Genomic DNA, 18,856 nt, shown 5'->3' on the forward strand with positions numbered 1-18,856 from the left:
TTAATGATAATATTTGTATATGAAAATTTTAAGAATAAATTTTAAATAAAATTAGGAGGAAAAATGTCAGCGATAGTGTTTTCAAGTATATGGGTAGTGATTTTGATTTTACTGTTCTTTTTATTGATTCATATAAATGTGAATTTAAAGAAAAAATTTAAGTTTTCTACAAGGATAATAATTTCTACAGTATTAGGATTTGTTGTGGGAATTGTATTTCAATCAACTTTGGGATTAGTGGGAGCGGCTGAGCATGAAGTTGTTATAAAGAATGTAACAAATGCAGCTTCGTTAGTAGGGAGAGGATTTACGAGCCTTTTAAAAATGATAGTTATTCCGTTAGTTGGGCTATCTGTTTACAATTCAATAATTAATTCTAAAAATAATGAGAATTTGAGAAAACTGACCATAAAATCAGTAGTTTATTATACAGCGACTGTGGCTATTTCGGCGATTATTGGAATTGTAATTGCAATGACATTTAAGCTCGGAGTTGGAATGAAATTGCCTGAAGGAATGGAAGCATGGGCTGGAAAAGGGGAATATAAAGGTCTTGTTGATGTTGTAGTCTCGTTTATACCGTCAAATATTTTTAAGGCTATGACAGAAACAAGTGTTATTGGAGTAGTGATATTTACAGCGTTTTTAGGATTTGCAACAAACCGAGTTGGATTAAAAAATCCTGAAAAAATAAAACCTTTGAAGGACGTAACAGAAGCATTATTTTCAGTAATGACAAGCGTTACGATTACAATAATAAAAATAATTCCGTATGGAGTTGCGGCATTGATGTTTGATTTGACAGCTTCTTATGGGCTTGAAGTATTTAAAAATCTTGTTACATATCTGATTGTAATGTTTATTTCATTAGGACTGGTTGTAGTAATGCAATCTTTAAATCTTGCAATACACGGTGTAAATCCACTAAGATATTACAAGAAAGTAACAGCACCGTTAGTTCTATCATTTACAACAACTTCAAGCATGGGAACTTTACCTGTAACAATTGAAACATTGGAAAAAGAAGTAGGAGTAAGTTCACCAACAGCAAACTTTACGGCAACACTAGGGACAACAATAGGAATGAATGGTTGTGCAGGAGTATTTCCAGCAGTAATAGCAATAATGATTGCCAATATGAACGGCATTGCAATTACTCCAGTATTTCTAATAAGCCTTATAACAGTGATTGCATTAGGGTCGTTCGGTATGGCAGGAGTACCAGGAACAGCCTACATCGCAGCAACAGTCGTACTAGGTGGAATGGGATTACCTTTTGCTCCAGTAGCTTTAGTACTGCCAATTGACTCAATAATAGATATGGGACGTACAGCAATAAATGTAAACGGTGCAATGGTAGTTTCGACTGTTGTAGACAAAGAAATGGGAACTTTTAATGAAGAAGTTTTTAAAGGGGAAAGAATAAGTGAAGCATAATAAATTTTTTAAAAATTTTTAAAGCAGTAAATTTATAGTTGCTCCTAAAATTTTTGCTTTGTCTATGTTATTAATAAATCTGTAATTAGATAAGTAATTTAATAGATTAACAAGGATTCATTTCTGTGTAAAACAGGAGTTAATCCTTTTAATTTTTCTAAAAATAAAAATTAAAGATATTGACTAAAATTTAATACAAGGTATAATTTATAATGAAAAACAAAAAAATAGAAAATAGGAGTGGTTGCTATGAAAAAAATTAGAGTACTTTTATTATTTTGCTTAATGTTTATTTTTTGTACAAATTTACTGGCAAATGATTGGGAATTTGGTTCGGAAGGTGGGCATATTGTTCCAATGAATGTGTCTAATATTGCGATAAAAAGTGAGAAACTTCATTTTAAGCTGGAAAAAGTTAAGGGGGAGTATGGACCAGTAAATGAAATGGCGGTAACTGTAAAATTTGTGTTTGACAGTCCTGAGGCTGGGGAGAAATACATTGGATTTATTACGCCTGAAGGTGGAAATGAGGAATGGGATGAAGTTAATCATTTTAAAAATTTTAGAACTGTTGTAAATGGGAAGAGTGTAAATACAGTTTCTTACAGACTAACCGATTTTGTTCCAAAGGACGTGAAAAAACTTGAAGAAGTGAAAAAATATTTTAAGGAATATGACGAAGAAAAGGCAAAAGAGGAAGCCGACTATTATAAAAGAAGCTATGTTTATTATTTTAAAGCAAACTTGAAGAAGGGAGAAAATGTAATTGAGCATAGCTATCGTTACGATGGAAGTGGCGGTGTCGGATATAACGACTTTAATTATGTCTGGTCTACTATTTCAAAATGGAAAAATCAAAAAGTGGATGACTTTGAAGTAATTGTTGAGCCTGGAAGCGCTTTGATTGCAATACCTGAAATAAAGATGAAGAATGGAAAATATGTAGACTGGAAATTAGCTGGAGAAGGGAATATTGATTACGGATATAGAAATTATTACGATAGAGACGGGCAATATAAAGTTCTTTATGCAAAATTGAAAAAAGGATATTTACATTTTAAAACAAAGAATTTTAGCCCTGAAGATGAATTTAGTCTATCAGAAATAGCCTATCTAAATGGTAATTACTATTTCTCTGAAAAAACGGAAAAAGGCTATAAATACAGAGATGATTTAACAAAAGCCGCTTACAGTGCGGGATATTTAACAGCAGATGAATTAAAAGAACTTACCAATGAAGATTTGAAAATAATGAGAAATTATCCTTATGCAGTAGCAGGATATGATTTTTCTGATAAAAAATTAAAAGATTATTTCTCAAAATTCCTGTGGTATATTCCAATTGGAAAAAATGTGGAATTGAGAGAAGATGACTATGAAGTTATTAATAATGTGGATAAGATTATGGATAGTCGGAGAAGATAATTTTATAAAAATTTTAATTAAAAAAATAAGTAATAACACTTGATTTATTTATTTTTTCTGATATAATTTAATAGAAATTTTTTAAAAAATAAGAAATATGAAAGGAAGATTATAGGAAATGAAAAAAATTTTATTTGTTGCATTACTATTGTTAATAAATACTATAAGTTTAGCCTATTCTGAAAAATTGGAACCAGGAGATGACTTTTATATAGAAACATTAGATTATAGAAATGGTAATGCAATAATATATGGAAGCGGATGGATTGGAAATGGTGACTGGAGTAGTTCAACTTTAGTCATAAAAAATTTACCTTATGAAAGATATAAAAAATTTCAAGAAAAAGATGGAGTTTTAGTTTTTAAATGTGGAATTAGCATTCAAGTTGCTGATGATAATAGCGGTACTTTATATATTGATGCTGAAAATGTTAGAAGTTATAGAAGTGAAACACATAGAGAAGCAGATACACAAGTATATGAAAAAGGATGTTTTAATAAATAATTAAAATCAAAATAAGTTATAAGGTTACAAGTAAAATTGTAACCTTTTTTGTTTTTTAAAAAAGTGTTATAATAAGTTTAAAATAAAAATCGGGAGATGAAATTGGATATTGAAGTTAAATTGAATGAAGGTATGAAAAAATATATTTATGAAATTTGGGAAAAATTAGAAAATGAGGACAGAACAGAATATGATGTTGCACTTGAGAATTATAGGGAATACTTGTTAAAGGAAACCACGAAAAATCCTGAAGATGTTTCGGTCGTTTGTCAGTTGGCGGGAGTTTGTTATTTGAGTAGAAGATGCGACGATATAGAAATTTTAGAAACATTTTTGAAAAGGAATTTTGATATTTTAACTGAAGATGAAAAGTTTAGAATATATGTTGATTTGGCTTATTTGTGTGAAGATATGGGATGTATGGAAGAAGAGGCTATTGATTATCTTGAAAAAGCAATAAAAATTAATTCAAATAATGCAAACATTTATTACAGACTTTCAGCTATTTGTTTTCATGCTAAAATGTATCAAAAATCTCTTGAAAATATAGAAATCGCCTGCAAAATGAGTGATGAAGCGAAATATAGTTATGGATATGCACTGATTTTAATTCAAAATAAAGAATATAAAAAAGCTGAAAAAATTTTAGATGATTTATTAATGGAAGACTCAAACAGCATTAAATATCATTTTTACAGAGTTCTTTGTGAAATTTATTTAGGAAATAAAGATACTGAAAATATAGAAAAACTTTTGAAAAAAATAAAAGAGTTTGAAATGCTGGAGAAAACAGATTATGAAAAATATTTGAATTGGTTGACGTATGAAGGTTTTCACACGTTTGATGAAGATGTAATAAAAGATTTATATTATTTATGTGGTAATTATGAAAAATATTGTAAATATGCAGAGAATGTTAATTTTAATTTAGAAGCAAATTATATGGCACCGTATCTTTATTCTTTGAAACAATTGAATAAATTTGAGAAAATAGACAAAATATTGAAAGAAGCTGAAAAAGAAATTTTTCAAAATATTAAAGAAATCAAGACTGATGAAGAATATCGGAAAGATACAACGGAAGAAGAACTTTTGGAAATGATAGAAGATGAAAAACAGAAATTGAAAAACATTAATTTAGTGCTGGAAAAAATATTGAATACAGATTTTAAGCCTAAGATGGAAATATTTATGTACTTGAAATATGAATGTTGGTTACTGGATTGTCCACAGCATCTGATAATTGATGAGAATTGAAAAATATGAAAGGAATAAAATTATGAAACAAACACAAAAAGAATGGGCAAGATATATTCAAGATGAAATCAAAAAAAATGATAGTTACGATAATTATAGGCATGCATTTATTGAATATATGGATTATTTAGAGAAATGTCTTTTGGAAAATCCGAGAGATGTAGAAAAAGTGTGTCAATTAGCGGCAGTTTACAATGAATTAACTTATCAATGGGAGGATATTTATAAATTATTGAATGAATTTATTAAAAAATATGAAAATGAATTGACTGATGAGGAAAAATCACGGATTTATACTAATTTAGGGTATTATTATGATGATCAGAGAGATGGCAGTAAGAGAGCGATTAGAACTTTGAGAAAGGCTGTGGCGTTTAATCCAAATAATTCTAAGGCTTATTATGGACTTGGGGCGGATTATTATGGTGCTGGGAAATATGATAAATCAGAAGAAATGTATAAAAGAGCTTGTGAGCTGGAAAATAATCCGATTTATAAGTTTGAATATGCGAATTTGTTGATGGTTAATGGAAAATACGAAGAGGCGAAAATAATTTTGGAAGAATTAATAAAAAAAGATTTTGAGTTTGGAAAAGAGGATTTTGCTAAGATAAAATATGGTTATATTGCGAATAAGGTTCAGTTGAAGGAATTTGTAAATATTGAGGCTCAAATTGATGAATTAATGTTAGAAAATATTGATAATGATTATTTTTTTGGTAGTGATTTAGAAAGTCTGTATTATTTATCTGAGAATTATAAAAAACTTGTAGGAATTTATTTAAAAATAGACACTCAAGAGGATTGCCAAGTACCATATGAGGAACTACCAATTTATTTTTATTCATTAAAGCGATTAGATAAATTTGATAAATTAGAAAAATCTTTTGAGAAAGCATTGAGATTTAAAAATGAAGAAATAGAAGATGTTAAAAATGGAGAATTTAAAAGAGAATGGACAAAATCTGAGAAAAAAGAAGAAATTAGGGAGATAAAAAGGCAAATAAAGAATTTGAAGGCAGAATATGAAAAAATATTGAAAACAGATTATAAACCAGAAGTAAAAATTTATCCTAAATTTTTATATGACTGTTTTTTGATAGATTGTCCACGACATCAGAAGTTAGATTAGGAGGAAAATTGGAAAAACAAAAAAACTTAGAAAGAAAAACGGTAAAAGAATGGATAAAATATATTCAAGAAAAAATTAGAAATAATAGTGATTACGATTCTGTTTATGAAGGGTATAAAACATTTTTGGAAAATAAATTGAAAGAAAATCCCAAAAATGTGGAAGTTGTTTGTCAATTAGCGGCAGTTTATAATGAATTAACTTATCAATGGGAGGATATTTATAAATTATTGAATGAATTTATAAAAAAATATGAAAATGGATTGACTGATGAGGAAAAATCACGGATTTATACTAATTTAGGGTATTATTATGATGATCAGAGAGATGGTAGTAAGAGAGCAATTAGAACTTTGAGAAAGGCTGTGGTGTTTAATTCAAATAATTCTAAGGCTTATTATGGACTTGGGGCGGATTATTATGGTGCTGGGAAATACGATAAGTCAGAAGAAATGTATAAAAAAGCTTGTGAATTAGAAAATAATCCGATTTATAAGTTTGAATATGCGAATTTGCTGATGGTTAATGGAAAAAACGAAGAGGCGAAAATAATTTTGGAAGAATTAATAAAAAAAGATTTTGAATTTGGAAAAGAGGATTTTATTAAGGTAAAATATATTTACATTGCGAATAAAGTTCAGTTGAAGGAATTTGAAAATATTGAGGCTCAGATTGATGAATTAATGTTAGAAACGGTTAATAAAGATGATTTTTTTGAGGAAGAGTTTGCAGAGCTATATTATTTAGCACGAAGTTATGAGAAAAGTGAAAAAATTTATTCAAAGTTTAAAATTCAAGATTATCAATTTCCAGCTTGGTGGCTGAGATTCTATTTTTATTCTTTAAAACAGTTAAACGAAATAGAAAAATTGCAAGAAAATTTTAAAATAGTTTTGAAGATTAAAGATGAAGAAATAGAGAGCATTAAAAATGGAGAATTTTTAACAGAATATACGAAATCTGAGAAAAAAGAAGAAATTAGGGAGATAAAAAGACAAATAAAGAATTTGAAGGCAGAATATGAAAAAATATTGAAAACAGATTATAAACCAGAAGTAAAAATTTATCCTAAATTTTTGTATGACTGTTTTTTGATAGATTGTCCACGACATCAGAAGTTAGATTAGGAGGGAAAATGATAATTTTAATAATGGGAGCTTCTCATACCGGAAAAACAAAACTGGCACAAAAATTACTTGAAAAATATAAGTATCCGTATTTGTCTATTGATCATTTAAAAATGGGACTTATCCGAAGTGGATATACTAAATTGACGGCTATGAGCAGTGATGATGAATTAACAGATTTGTTATGGCCAATTATTTTGGAAATGATAAAAACGGCTATTGAAAATAAACAGAATCTTATTGTCGAGGGATGTTATATTTCATTTGACTGGAAAAAAGATTTTAAAAAAGAATATTTAGAGAATATAAAATGTATTTGTCTGGTTATGAGTAAAAATTACATTAATAAACATTTTGGTGATATAAAAAAATATGCAAATGTTGTTGAAAGTAGAATAGATGATAGCTATTGCACCTTGGAAAGTGTTTTGAGAGATAATGAAAGAGTGTTAAAATTATGTAAAATTCATAATATTGATTATACGCTTATTGATGATGAGTATCAATTTGATATTGAATTGTAAAAATTTTAGATGTATTTATAGTAAAATTGATAAAAAATAAACAACAACTTTATAATTGGAGAAAAATAGATTATTAAAAATAATTTTCAATTTTTTGCATTTAATATTACAGGAAAATGTGATAAAATATATTTAGGAGGGAAAATGAGATATTGGATAATACCAGCAAACTCTACAAAGTATGATTATTTTGCTGCTTTTAACGATAAGGGATTTATAGATTGGACAAAAAAATCAAAATATGAAGAAGGTGATACTGTATATCTATATTGTACAAGACCTCAACAAAAAATAATGTATAAAGCGATTATAGAGAAAATCTTTATTTCTTCTAATATTGAAGTAGATGATAGTAAATATTGGCTTAATAAAAGTGAATTTGATAAAAATAAAAATATGAAAAAAGAATTTATAAGATTAAAATTATTAAAATATGTAGATAATGAAAATTTATCTTTAGAAAATCTTAAAGATAACGGATTAAAAACTGCACCTCAAGGTCCACTGAGAGTTGCTAGTGAACTTTTAGAGTATATAGAAAAATATATATAAATAAGTATACAGGAGGAAATGATGAAAATATTAATTGTGGGTGCTGGTGGAAGAGAACATGCGATTGCTTGGAAACTTTCTCAAAATGAAAAGGTGGAGAAGATTTTTATAGCTCCAGGAAATGCCTGTGTAGAAATGTTACCAAATGCTGAAAGTGTGAATTTAGGATCAATTGATGAGTATATCTCGTTTGCCAAAGATAATAATGTTGAATTGACAGTTGTGGGAAGTGAGGAATTGCTTGTTCAGGGAATTGTGGATGAATTTCACAAAAATGGACTGAAAATATTTGGGCCTGATAAAAAGGCCGCGATTCTTGAGGGAAGTAAGGCATATTCTAAGGATTTTATGAAAAAATATGGAATAAAGACAGCAGTTTATGAAATTTTCGATAATTCTGAAAAAGCTAAGGAATTTTTGAATAACTGGAAAGATTTTCCTGTGGTTATAAAGGCTAGTGGGCTTGCAGCTGGAAAAGGTGTTATTATTGCTCAAAATCTAAATGAAGCTATTAAGGCTGTAGAAGATATAATGGTTGATGAGAAATTTGGAAATGCTGGAAGTCAAGTTGTAATTGAAGAATTTTTGGATGGAGTAGAAGCTTCGATTTTATCATTTACAGACAGTAAAGTGATTGTACCGCTGTTGTCAGCAAAGGATCATAAAAAGATTTGGGAAGATGAAACTGGATTAAATACAGGAGGAATGGGAGTTATCAGTCCAAATCCTTTTGTTACGGATGAAATTTTTGAAAAATTTAAGTCAGATATAATGCAGCCGACTTTGAAGGGAATACAGGCTGAAGAAATGGATTTTGCGGGTGTGATTTTCTTTGGACTTATGATTACGAAAAAAGGCGTTTACCTGCTTGAATACAATATGAGAATGGGAGATCCGGAAACTCAAGCGGTATTGCCACTTCTAGAAAATGACTTACTTGAATTAATAGAAAAATCTTTTGAAAAAAAATTATCGGAAATAAAAGTTAACTGGAAGCCGTTACATTCGTGCTGTGTAGTAGCCGCTGCTGGAGGTTATCCAGAAAGTTATAGAAAAGGCGATGAAATTACAGGAGTTCTTGACTTTAAAGAAACTGATGATAACAAAGTGTTTATTTGTGGAGCAAAAGTTGAAAATGGAAAACTGTTGACAAATGGTGGAAGAGTATTAAATGCTGTGGCTCTTGGGAATACATTGGAAGAAGCACAAAAAAAGGCGTATGAACTTTTGAAAACTATAAATTTTGAAGGAATGTATTTTAGAAAAGATATTGGTGGAAGATTTTAATAAAAATGAAAAAAAAATTTATAATTAATACTTATAAATAAGAGATTAAAATTATGTTCTTTATTAAATTATTCTCTTAAGTTTATATTTTGGGTTATTTTGAACAATATTTTTTTTAAACAAAATAATCTAAATATTAAACTCCATTAGAAATTAGAAGTTTTAATTCCTTGCTAAAATATGTAATTCAAAATTTATTAGACTTTGCTATTTAAATGGGAATAGTATAAAATAAAAAGTACACTTAAAGATATTTATTTATTTATCCTCAAAGTGTACTTTTTTGTTTAAAAATTATTTATTTTCAAAAATATTTACAATTAATAATTTTCATCAACTTTATATTTCAAAACTCTAGTTGCATTCAATACAGCAAGCAAGGCAACACCAACATCTGCAAATACAGCTTCCCACATTGTTGCATCTCCAAAAAGCCCTAGAATTAGGACAATTAATTTTACAGCAAATGCTAAAGTAATGTTTTGCCAAACAATTGTTTTAGTTTTTTTGGCTATTTTCATAGCGGTTACTATTTTTGAAGGTTCATCGTTCATTATTACAACATCTGCAGCTTCGATGGCGGCATCACTTCCGACACCTCCCATTGCGATTCCAATGTCAGCTCTGGCAAGTACAGGTGCGTCGTTTATTCCATCTCCTACAAATACAACTTTCCCTTTTTCACTTTTAGTCTTGTAAATTTCTTCCAATTTTTCAACTTTCTCATTTGGAAGCAGCTCAGCAAAAACTTTATCAATCCCAAGCTTTTGAGCAATATTTTTACCAATTGCATTGTTATCGCCAGTAAGCATTACAATTTCCTTGATTCCGTTTGCTTTCATTCCCTTGATTGCTTTTGGAGAATCTGCTTTTATTTCATCAGAAATTAGGATATTTCCGATATATTGTCCATCAAATGCAATGTAAATTACAGTTCCTAAATTCTCTTTTTCAGTAAATTTAATATTTTCCAAGTTCATCAATTTAGAATTTCCAGCTAAAATCTGATGGTTATTTATGTTAGCTTTTATTCCAAATCCTGAAATTTCTTCAAAATCTTTTATAACGCTTTCATCAATTTTTGTAGCAGTATTTTCATATTCAGAAACTATTGACTGAGCAATAGGATGATTTGAAAATTTTTCAATGTGTGCGGCGTATTTTAATAGTAAAGATTGTGTCAAATCAGTTTTATTATTTTCAAAATCATTTATTTTTACATTATTTTCAACGTTTATTTCAGTAACTTTGAAAACACCTTTTGTCAAAGTTCCAGTTTTGTCCATAACGACACTTTCCACATCATTCAATGCTTCCAGATAATTTGCACCTTTTACCAGAATCCCGTGTTTTGAAGCACCGCCAATTCCACCAAAAAACCCTAATGGAATAGAGATAATCAAAGCACATGGACAAGATACAACAAGGAAAATTAAAGCACGATAAATCCAATCTGTAAATGTTGCGCCTGAAATTAACAATGGAGGGAAAATTGCCATAATTAAAGCTGTTATTACAACTGCTGGAGTATAATATTTTGCAAATTTTGTAATAAAGTTTTCTGTCTTTGATTTTTTACTGCTGGCATTTTCTACTAAGTTAAGTATTTTGGAAACAGTTGATTCTGAAAATACTTTTGCAACTTCAATTTCCACAAGCCCTGTTTTATTTATGAATCCACTTAGGACGTTGTCTCCTGTTTTTGCTTCACGAGGAAATGATTCTCCTGTTAGTGCAGAAGTGTCAAAAGCTGAATTTCCATTTATAATTTTTCCATCCAAAGGTACTTTTTCTCCTGGTTTTACTACAATAATGTCAGCGACTTTTATTTCTTCAGGATTTACTTTTTTTATTCCATTATCAGTTTTAAGATTTGCATAATCAGGACGAATGTCCATTAACGCTATAATAGATTTTCTTGAATTATTAACTGCAATGCCTTGAAACAGTTCTCCAAGTTGATAGAATAGCATAACAGCCACACCTTCAGGATATTCTCCAATAGCAAATGCACCAACTGTAGCAATAGCCATCAAAAAGTTTTCGTCAAAGACTTGACCCTTCAAAATATTTTTTACAGCAGACAGCAGCACATCGCCACCGATTATGAAATAGCTTACTAAAAATAAAGCTAATTTAGGAATAAATAAAGTTTTTGGAATAAAAATTCCTAGTACAAATAAAATTCCGCCAATCAATAATTTTTTCTTGATTTTATCAGTATCCTCTCCTCCATGAGCGTGACTATGATCATGGGAGTGAGCGTGTGCATGAGAATGTGAGTGACTATGGCTGTGGGCATGAAACTTTTTGGTAGAAATCTTTACTCCATCCTCAATTTTATTCACTTCGGCTTGAATAAATTCAGCCAGTTCATCCTGTGAAAAATTCTCAGACTCCACAATAACCCTTTTTCCAAGGAAATCAACAGTAGCTTCCTTAATTCTATTAAGTGTATTTAGTTTTCGTTCAATCTTAGCCGCACAGTTAGGGCAATCTACCCCTTCAATAAATAGCGTGCATTCATTAGTTTTCATGAGCCTAACCTCCAAAAGTTTTTTATTTATCAATTTTATATCATTTTAATATATGAACATCTATTCATATATAGTTTACTATATTTAATATTTATTGTCAACATATTTTTTCGTAAATTAATAGTTATTTTTTTACTAAATCTATTATAATTTAATATTTTTTAATAAAACATCAATATTAACATTAGAAAAAAAGAATAATATCAGATATGTGTGATATAATTTATTGAATTTCATTAATAAGATTATATTATGATGTAATTCATGAAATAATGTGCTATTGTAAAATATTTAAATGAAGATAGGAGAGATTAAAATGAAATACTATTTTTGTGAAAGAAATTCGAAAAAACAAAGTTATCTAGGAAAATTAGTAATGTTTATACTAGTTATGCTAGTAAGTACAATTTCATTTGGAGTAAAATTAGGAACAATAAAAGGGCTTTCAAAGTTGAGTAATTATAATGAGCTTAAAGATGTTGATGTGAGTGATATAACCACGCTTAAAATAATAAATGGAATTCCGCGACAACCAGGAAAAGGATTTAGTGGAGTGGCAGTTCTCTATTTAGATGGGAAAATTATTGGATTATCCACTATAAAAAATGGTAAAAATCATGGAAAACTTTATGCTTATACAGATAATGGACAATTAATTGATGTTGGTGAATGGAAAAATGGGATAAAAGATGGTGAATCCAAAAATTATTATGAAGATGGACAACTAATGAATATACAAATATTTAAAAATGATGTTTTGACTTTTGCTAAAGTATATAATCAAGATGGAAGTATTAAATCCACATATAATCAAACTTCAGGAAATAGAGGTATAATGGAAATTCACACAAAAGAAGGAAATAAAGAAACTACAATGAAAGTTGAAGTAATATACAAAGAAATAAATAGAATTGTCTATTCCTATTATACATTTATTAGAGATGGTAAATTTGAAGTTTTTGATAATAAAGGACGACTTTTAGAAGAAGGAACCTATAAAGATGATGAAGTTGTAAGTTCAACAAAAATTGATAAGTTTTTAGGATTTATTGCACAAGATAGCACTTATAAGGTAAATGTTGAGGATAGGGACTACTTTTTCAAGACATTGAAGGAATTGAATTTAAAGGGATTGACAGAAGAACACTATAAGGAACAAGTAAAACTTTTTGGAAACAAATCTTTTTGTTCTTCGTTGGGAATGGTTATTCCTCAGTATTATATATTTGAAGGAGAGCCTGTTCAAGCACTTATAGAATCATATTTGTTAAAGATGTCTAAAGATATTAAAAAAGTATCAAAAAAATATACTGAACTTAACGACAAAGATTTTATTACAAAATATTTCAAGAGTTATTGTAAAGTTCCTTCGGAAAGTTCATTAAGTTTTGTGAAAGATTATAATAAAGATCCAAAAGCTTTGAGAGAATTTTTGAAAAACCCTGTAATTAAGTAATATAGTAGAAAGAATTAAAGTATAAATATTTAGAAAGGAATGATTTACGATGAAAAAATTAGTTTTAACAGCATTATTATCATTTGGACTGTTAAGTTTTTCGCAAAACATAAAAGTACAGAAGGGAAGTTACTGTAAAGGAATTTCAGGAAAATCTGCAGATAGTGGAAGCGGTTCAGGTAGAAACAGATAAGATAAATAAAAAATAAATATAAGCACAGGCTTTTTAATATTAACTGATTATTAGTTGATCTATTATTAAAAAGTACTGTCTTTTTAATTTTCAAAAAATATCAAAATTTAATAATTTAGATTTAGCTATTGCTATTAGAGTGTACCCAAAACTTTGGACAATCAAATAGAAAAAAATTCTAAAAAGAGGTAATGTTATGAAAAAAAGAATATTATTTTGTTTTTTGACATTTTTAGGAGTTCTTATAATAAGAAATACATATTATCATATAATTAAACCTGTTTTTTTGTCAATTATAACTTATGATAATCCTTTCCCTAAATTTTATTTAGATTTAACTTCGAAATATAAGTTAATCAGTTCTTTGGAAACAATAACTACTTCAGAGTATATATTGAATGAAAATCGTAATAAATTATATATAAAAGAAAAAAATAGAAAATTGACTTACTATGGCGAAATTTTAGAATTAAAAAAAATAAGAAATTATTGGGTTTGTTACGGAAAAATTGGTAATAATAATAAAATTTATTTTATTATAAATCAAAAAAATGAAATAGAAATTTTAGGAACAACAAAAGAAGAATTGAATAGAAAATTTAAGAAAAAAATTAATTTTCATGATCCAAGATTTTATATGGTTCGTTTTGGTGGAATTATAGTAGAAGATTAAAAAATAGAAAGAGTATTTAAAATATTAAATCATTAACTAAAAAAATGGGTATAGAATTATTATAAAGACAACTATATTGTAAATTTGAGCTATACTCAAACCTATTTAAAATTGAACTACTAAAAATTATATAAATTTAGGGTTTGAGTAAAATAGTCATAATTTTTGAGTTTGGTTTTAAAGAAGTTTTACTATACATTTAAAATTTTATCCACAAGATACAAGAGGACGTTTTTATTTTTCATTCTTTATACATTACAAATAATTAGTTTAGAATTTATATTAAATAAAATCAGGAACGAACTTAGTAAATAAGGGATTTTCTGATTTTTTATATTTTATTCTTTTTCTTAAAAATCCAAATTGTATTTATAAAAGAAATTTGATATACTTATTTTATAAACATAAGATAATAAAAGTTAAATAAAACAACGATTTTTGGAGGAATAATTATAATTTTCAAGTTTATTTTTAAAAAATTTAATTACAATATTTTAAAATAATGTAGTAAGTATGAAATGAAAATGAAAAACATGAAATAAATTTTGAATAGAAAATAAATAGTAGCAAAGGGGACAGTGTAATATATGGATAAACAAAATGCTCATAAAGTTTTGATAATAAATACTGGGGGAACTATAAGTATGGTTCATTCCGATAAAAAGGACAATAAAAGTGCATTAAAGCCGTCTACATCTTGGAGTGAAGTTATTCATAATTATGAATTTTTAAAGGAAATGAATGTAGATTATGTGAAAACGAAGAAAATTATTGATTCCTCTGATATGAATTATGAAATTTGGCTGGAAATTGGTAACATAATTGAAGAAAATTACGATAAATACAAAGGTTTTGTAATATTGCATGGAACGGATACGATGTCCTATACTGCAAGTGTTCTTTCTTTTATGTTAAAAAATCTTGGGAAAACGGTAATTTTGACAGGAGCACAGCGTCCGATTCAGGAAATTAGAAGTGATGGACTGCAAAACTTGCTAACTTCTATTGAAATAATTGAAAAACAGACACAGAGAAATAGCGAAATTTGTAATTCAGAAGATGAAAGATTGCCAATAATTCCAGAAGTGTGCGTATTTTTCAGGGATCATCTTTTTAGGGGAAATCGTTCAAGAAAGCTGGATTCTACAAATTATTTTGGATTTTCTTCCCCAAATTATCTTCCATTAGGGCAGGCAGGCTCAAAAATAAAAATATACGAAAACAGGCTATTATCAAAGCCGGAGGGAAAATTTTATGTAGATTACAAAATTAATCCAAATGTACTGATGATGGATGTATTTCCTGGATTTAATCCTAAAATTTTAAAACGTATATTCCAAGATGATGATAGTATAAAAGGACTTGTATTACGAACTTACGGAAGTGGAAACACTCCACAAAATAAGGAATTTTTAGAAACAATAAAATATATAATTGATATGGGAGTTATAATTCTGAATGTAACTCAATGCACAGTTGGAAGCGTAGAAATGGGACTTTATGAGTCAAATGCCATACTTACGGAACTAGGTGTTGTAAATGGATACGATATGACACCAGAAGCTGCAATTACAAAATTTATGTGCCTTTTAGGGAAATATGATGTTGAAAAAGTGAAGGAAAGATTGGTTGAAAATGTGGTAGGAGAACTTACAAAATAGGTTCATCTTTTAATTATGCAGATTTAAATTTATGTTAATACTAAACCCCGTTTAAAAATGAGAATAAATTTTTATAATAGGGTTGTTCAATAGCTAATTTATAATCATTCAACTTTTTCATTTTTATTTCTGTAGGATTGCTCATTGCCGCAAAACCTTATCTTGCAGTAAAGGTTTATCCTGATAATTAAAATTGTGGCAAGATTGCTACGCAATAACCTATGGCTAGTCTACGACATTTTTCTGCACTGACAAAAAACTCGCTATGCTCAGACAGTTTTGCCATCACAGAAAAATGCTCCGACGGATTAGTTCATGCCGGATTCTGTTTAAAAAACGAAAATTATATTTTAAATTATTTGAAAATATTAGATTTATATCCTTTATTAGAAAAATCTATAACAAATTCGTTATTTAAATGGTGTTTAGTATAAAATAAATTTAGCAAGAAATTAAGAATTATTGTAATAAATGAAGATCAGACAATTTAATAAATTGATAAAGGATATAAAATGGAAAATATTAATACAGAAAAAATAAAGCTAGATAAATTAATAAGAGATTTTGAGAATACAAAATATTTTGGATATATGTTTTTTGTAGAATACGATGGTCAAAAGTTTGAATCTTTTGATGAAAATCCTAATAAAAAGAGTGTTAAATCAGAATTTAGGAAAATTTTGGAAAAGAATAAAATAAATATTTTTAAAGGTATCCAGCAGGCTGGAAGAACTGATGCAAATGTGAGTGCAAAAGAAAATATTCTTTATATAAATTCCAAAGAGATAATTGATTTTTCAAAATTAAAATTTTTGGAAATAGAAGGGCTGAAAATCAAAAAAATAGTAAGAACGTTGCCGTTTCTTGAATTTCCACAAATGATTGAAAAAAGATATTATATTTATGAATATCCAAAAAAACTTAGGAAAAACGATGAAGAGAAAATAAATCAGATTTGCAATAAAGTATCTGGGAAAAAGGATTTTTACGAATTTACTTCAGAAAAAGGGAAAAAATTAAAAAATCACACAAGAGAAATTTTTGTGAAATATGAAAATGATAAGCTGTATTTTGTGGGAGATGGATTTTTGCCACAGCAGGTGCGGATTATGAGTAATTTTATTTTAAATAATACAAAGTTTGATATTGAAAAGTTAAATGATGAGAATTTTGGAAACAGGAAATTAAAGATAAAAGATAAACCGCTTGATGGGAAATATTTGACACTTATGAAAGTTGACTTTTCAGAGGAATTAGAGAAAATCAGTTTTTTTGACGTGAAAAATATTGAAGAATTGATAAATTTGAAAAATGAAAATAGTATAAGTTTGGAAATAAAAACTTCTGAAAGTAAAATAGATAATTTGAATGAAAAAGTAAAAAATATTGACGAAATTACTAAAATTAGAAAAATTCAAAAAAATAGCTATTTTACGGTATTTTTCGTTGAAAAGAAAGATAAAGGAGAATTTATTGGGAAAAGAGGGAAGAATATTAGAAAGTTAAAGAGGATTTTTGGGGATATAGTTGTGAAAGAGATTTGAAAAAATTGAAAACACTTTATAGATTATGTAGAAATTTATTCTTTTTATAAACCCCATTTAAATAACGGATTTGTTACAAACTTTTCTAACAAAGGATAAAAATCGTAGTCTAGCCATAGGTATTGAGTAGCAATCTTTAATTATCAAGATAAACATTTATTGTAAGAGAAGGATTTGAGGCAATGAGCAATCCTACGAAAATAAAAAAGAAAAAAATCAAATGATTATGAATTGTTTATTGAACAACCTTATTCTAAAAATTTATTCCCATTTTTAAAGGGGGAATAGTATTAGATACTGTTTATAAAAAAATTGAATGATGAGATTTGAGAACAGGATATTAGTATATTTTGTAAGAAAATGTAGAAAAATAAGAAAAATCAAGATTAGGAAAAGAGTGGAAAAATGTATATAATTAGAAAAGCAATGGAATATTTTAAACCGAAAATTAACAGGGCTTATATGAATGAGGCTTTGAAAAAATTGACAGAAAAAGAAAAGAAAATATTTTTGGAAATGTCTGATTACGACAAGTTTCATTCGCTTGAAGTTTATAAAAAAATAAAAAAAATGGAACTAAAAAATAATGAGAAATATTTAAAATTGGCACTTCTGCACGACTGTGGGAAAGAAAATGTGTCGATTGTAACGAGAGTTTTGCATAAATTAGGATTTAAAACACAGTTGCAAAATCACCCACAAAGAAGTTTTGAAAAGCTGGAAAAAGTAGATGAGGAAGTAGCGGTTTTGGCGAAAAATCATCATAATAGAGGTTATTCGCAGGAGATGGATATTTTTCAGAAATGTGATGATGAGAGTTAAGAAATTGATGAAAAATTTTTAGAAAAGAGTGATTTTATGAAAGACAAGTATAAAATGACATTGGAGGAGAATATTTTTGTTGCGAAAAGAAATATAGTGGATTCAATTTGGAAATCGGCAAATCTGGAAGGAATAGCTGTGACTTATCCTCAGACAGAAACGATTTTTCAAGGGCTGGGAGTTCAGAATATGAAAGTTAAGGATATAAATGCCATTGTTAATTTAAAACATTCGTGGGAATTTATTTTGGAAAATATTGAATATCCTCTTGATTTAAACTATATTTGCAAAATTAATCAACTAATTGGGGAGGCAAATGTAAATCCTTTTCCTGGACAATTGAGATTTTCTGATGTAAGTATGGGTGGAACAGATTGGAAGCCTAAAATTCCAGATAAAGAAAAAGTGAATGGTAATTTGAATAAAATTTTGAAATGTGAAAACTCTGCAACGGAAAAAGCAATAAATTTAATGTTATATTTAATGGGAAGTCAGCTTTTTTATGATGGAAATAAAAGGACAAGCATGATGACAGCAAATCACGTGATGATTCAAAATGGTGCTGGAATTATTTCTGTACCAATAAAACAGCAAGAGAAATTTTTGGAACTGCTTGTAAAATTTTATGAAACTAATGATATGAGTGAAATTAAGGAATTAATTTATAATCATTGTGTTGATGGGATAAATTTTAAAAGAGAGTAGAATTTTGGGAAATAAAAAA

The 18,856-nt window shown here is 28.0% G+C and carries 17 protein-coding genes and 1 pseudogene; 16 read left to right on the forward strand and 2 right to left on the reverse strand.

What is annotated here, in order from left to right; translation table 11 throughout:
• Nucleotides 1-63 precede the first annotated feature (63 nt).
• The 9 genes from BQ5344_RS06025 (at nucleotide 64) to purD (ending at nucleotide 9,246) form a co-directional block, all read left to right on the forward strand.
• Nucleotides 64-1,437: a cation:dicarboxylate symporter family transporter gene (locus BQ5344_RS06025; protein WP_071124568.1), complete on the forward strand. Its 1,374-nt coding sequence runs from the start codon at nucleotides 64-66 to the stop codon at nucleotides 1,435-1,437.
• 249 nt (nucleotides 1,438-1,686) lie between these two features.
• On the forward strand, nucleotides 1,687-2,862 hold the full coding sequence (locus BQ5344_RS06030; RefSeq protein WP_071124569.1) for a YARHG domain-containing protein: 1,176 nt from the start codon (nucleotides 1,687-1,689) through the stop codon (nucleotides 2,860-2,862).
• 118 nt (nucleotides 2,863-2,980) lie between these two features.
• Complete coding sequence (locus BQ5344_RS06035) at nucleotides 2,981-3,367, forward strand: hypothetical protein (RefSeq protein ID WP_071124570.1); 387 nt, start codon at nucleotides 2,981-2,983, stop codon at nucleotides 3,365-3,367.
• 96 nt (nucleotides 3,368-3,463) lie between these two features.
• The gene (locus BQ5344_RS06040) at nucleotides 3,464-4,624 is read left to right on the forward strand and encodes a tetratricopeptide repeat protein (RefSeq protein WP_083378210.1); all 1,161 of its coding nucleotides are present in this window, start codon (nucleotides 3,464-3,466) and stop codon (nucleotides 4,622-4,624) included.
• A 22-nt stretch (nucleotides 4,625-4,646) separates the two neighbouring features.
• Nucleotides 4,647-5,756: a tetratricopeptide repeat protein gene (locus BQ5344_RS06045; protein WP_071124572.1), complete on the forward strand. Its 1,110-nt coding sequence runs from the start codon at nucleotides 4,647-4,649 to the stop codon at nucleotides 5,754-5,756.
• An 8-nt stretch (nucleotides 5,757-5,764) separates the two neighbouring features.
• Nucleotides 5,765-6,883, forward strand: a complete 1,119-nt coding sequence (locus BQ5344_RS06050; RefSeq protein WP_071124573.1) for a tetratricopeptide repeat protein — start codon at nucleotides 5,765-5,767, stop codon at nucleotides 6,881-6,883.
• An 8-nt stretch (nucleotides 6,884-6,891) separates the two neighbouring features.
• Nucleotides 6,892-7,407, forward strand: a complete 516-nt coding sequence (locus BQ5344_RS06055; protein WP_071124574.1) for an adenylate kinase — start codon at nucleotides 6,892-6,894, stop codon at nucleotides 7,405-7,407.
• A gap of 144 nt (nucleotides 7,408-7,551) precedes the next feature.
• Nucleotides 7,552-7,959 carry a hypothetical protein gene (locus BQ5344_RS06060; protein WP_021769146.1) on the forward strand — a complete coding sequence of 136 codons (408 nt, stop codon included), beginning with the start codon at nucleotides 7,552-7,554 and terminating at the stop codon, nucleotides 7,957-7,959.
• A 21-nt stretch (nucleotides 7,960-7,980) separates the two neighbouring features.
• Nucleotides 7,981-9,246 (forward strand): phosphoribosylamine--glycine ligase, encoded by a 1,266-nt coding sequence (purD, locus tag BQ5344_RS06065; protein WP_071124575.1) that lies wholly within the window; start codon nucleotides 7,981-7,983, stop codon nucleotides 9,244-9,246.
• 320 nt (nucleotides 9,247-9,566) lie between these two features.
• Here purD and BQ5344_RS06070 read toward each other — a convergent pair whose 3' ends face one another.
• Nucleotides 9,567-11,783, reverse strand: a complete 2,217-nt coding sequence (locus BQ5344_RS06070; RefSeq protein WP_071124576.1) for a heavy metal translocating P-type ATPase — start codon at nucleotides 11,781-11,783, stop codon at nucleotides 9,567-9,569.
• A gap of 316 nt (nucleotides 11,784-12,099) precedes the next feature.
• Between BQ5344_RS06070 and BQ5344_RS06075 the strand changes: the two genes are divergently transcribed.
• The 4 genes from BQ5344_RS06075 (at nucleotide 12,100) to BQ5344_RS06085 (ending at nucleotide 15,766) form a co-directional block, all read left to right on the forward strand.
• A complete protein-coding gene (locus tag BQ5344_RS06075; RefSeq protein WP_071124577.1) occupies nucleotides 12,100-13,239 on the forward strand; it encodes a toxin-antitoxin system YwqK family antitoxin in 1,140 nt (379 codons plus the stop codon).
• Nucleotides 13,240-13,288: 49 nt separating this feature from the next.
• A complete protein-coding gene (locus BQ5344_RS12165; protein ID WP_158663005.1) occupies nucleotides 13,289-13,432 on the forward strand; it encodes a hypothetical protein in 144 nt (47 codons plus the stop codon).
• 196 nt (nucleotides 13,433-13,628) lie between these two features.
• Nucleotides 13,629-14,105 carry a hypothetical protein gene (locus tag BQ5344_RS06080; RefSeq protein ID WP_071124578.1) on the forward strand — a complete coding sequence of 159 codons (477 nt, stop codon included), beginning with the start codon at nucleotides 13,629-13,631 and terminating at the stop codon, nucleotides 14,103-14,105.
• Nucleotides 14,106-14,692: 587 nt separating this feature from the next.
• On the forward strand, nucleotides 14,693-15,766 hold the full coding sequence (locus BQ5344_RS06085) for an asparaginase (RefSeq protein ID WP_071124579.1): 1,074 nt from the start codon (nucleotides 14,693-14,695) through the stop codon (nucleotides 15,764-15,766).
• A 104-nt stretch (nucleotides 15,767-15,870) separates the two neighbouring features.
• On the opposite strand, the pseudogene BQ5344_RS12620 reads toward BQ5344_RS06085, so the two are convergent.
• Nucleotides 15,871-16,055: pseudogene (locus BQ5344_RS12620) on the reverse strand (hypothetical protein).
• A gap of 223 nt (nucleotides 16,056-16,278) precedes the next feature.
• Here BQ5344_RS12620 and BQ5344_RS06090 point away from each other — a divergent pair.
• From BQ5344_RS06090 to BQ5344_RS06100, 3 genes are all read left to right on the forward strand, one after another.
• Entirely contained in the window at nucleotides 16,279-17,310 is a 1,032-nt protein-coding gene (locus BQ5344_RS06090; protein ID WP_071124580.1) for a pseudouridylate synthase, read from the forward strand.
• Between the two features lie 405 nt (nucleotides 17,311-17,715).
• A complete protein-coding gene (locus BQ5344_RS06095; RefSeq protein WP_071124581.1) occupies nucleotides 17,716-18,132 on the forward strand; it encodes an HD domain-containing protein in 417 nt (138 codons plus the stop codon).
• 36 nt (nucleotides 18,133-18,168) lie between these two features.
• Nucleotides 18,169-18,837 carry a Fic family protein gene (locus BQ5344_RS06100; protein ID WP_071124582.1) on the forward strand — a complete coding sequence of 223 codons (669 nt, stop codon included), beginning with the start codon at nucleotides 18,169-18,171 and terminating at the stop codon, nucleotides 18,835-18,837.
• The last annotated feature ends 19 nt before the right edge of the window (nucleotides 18,838-18,856 follow it).

Origin of the sequence: Leptotrichia massiliensis, from assembly GCF_900104625.1 — a bacterium.
Classification (GTDB): domain Bacteria; phylum Fusobacteriota; class Fusobacteriia; order Fusobacteriales; family Leptotrichiaceae; genus Leptotrichia; species Leptotrichia massiliensis.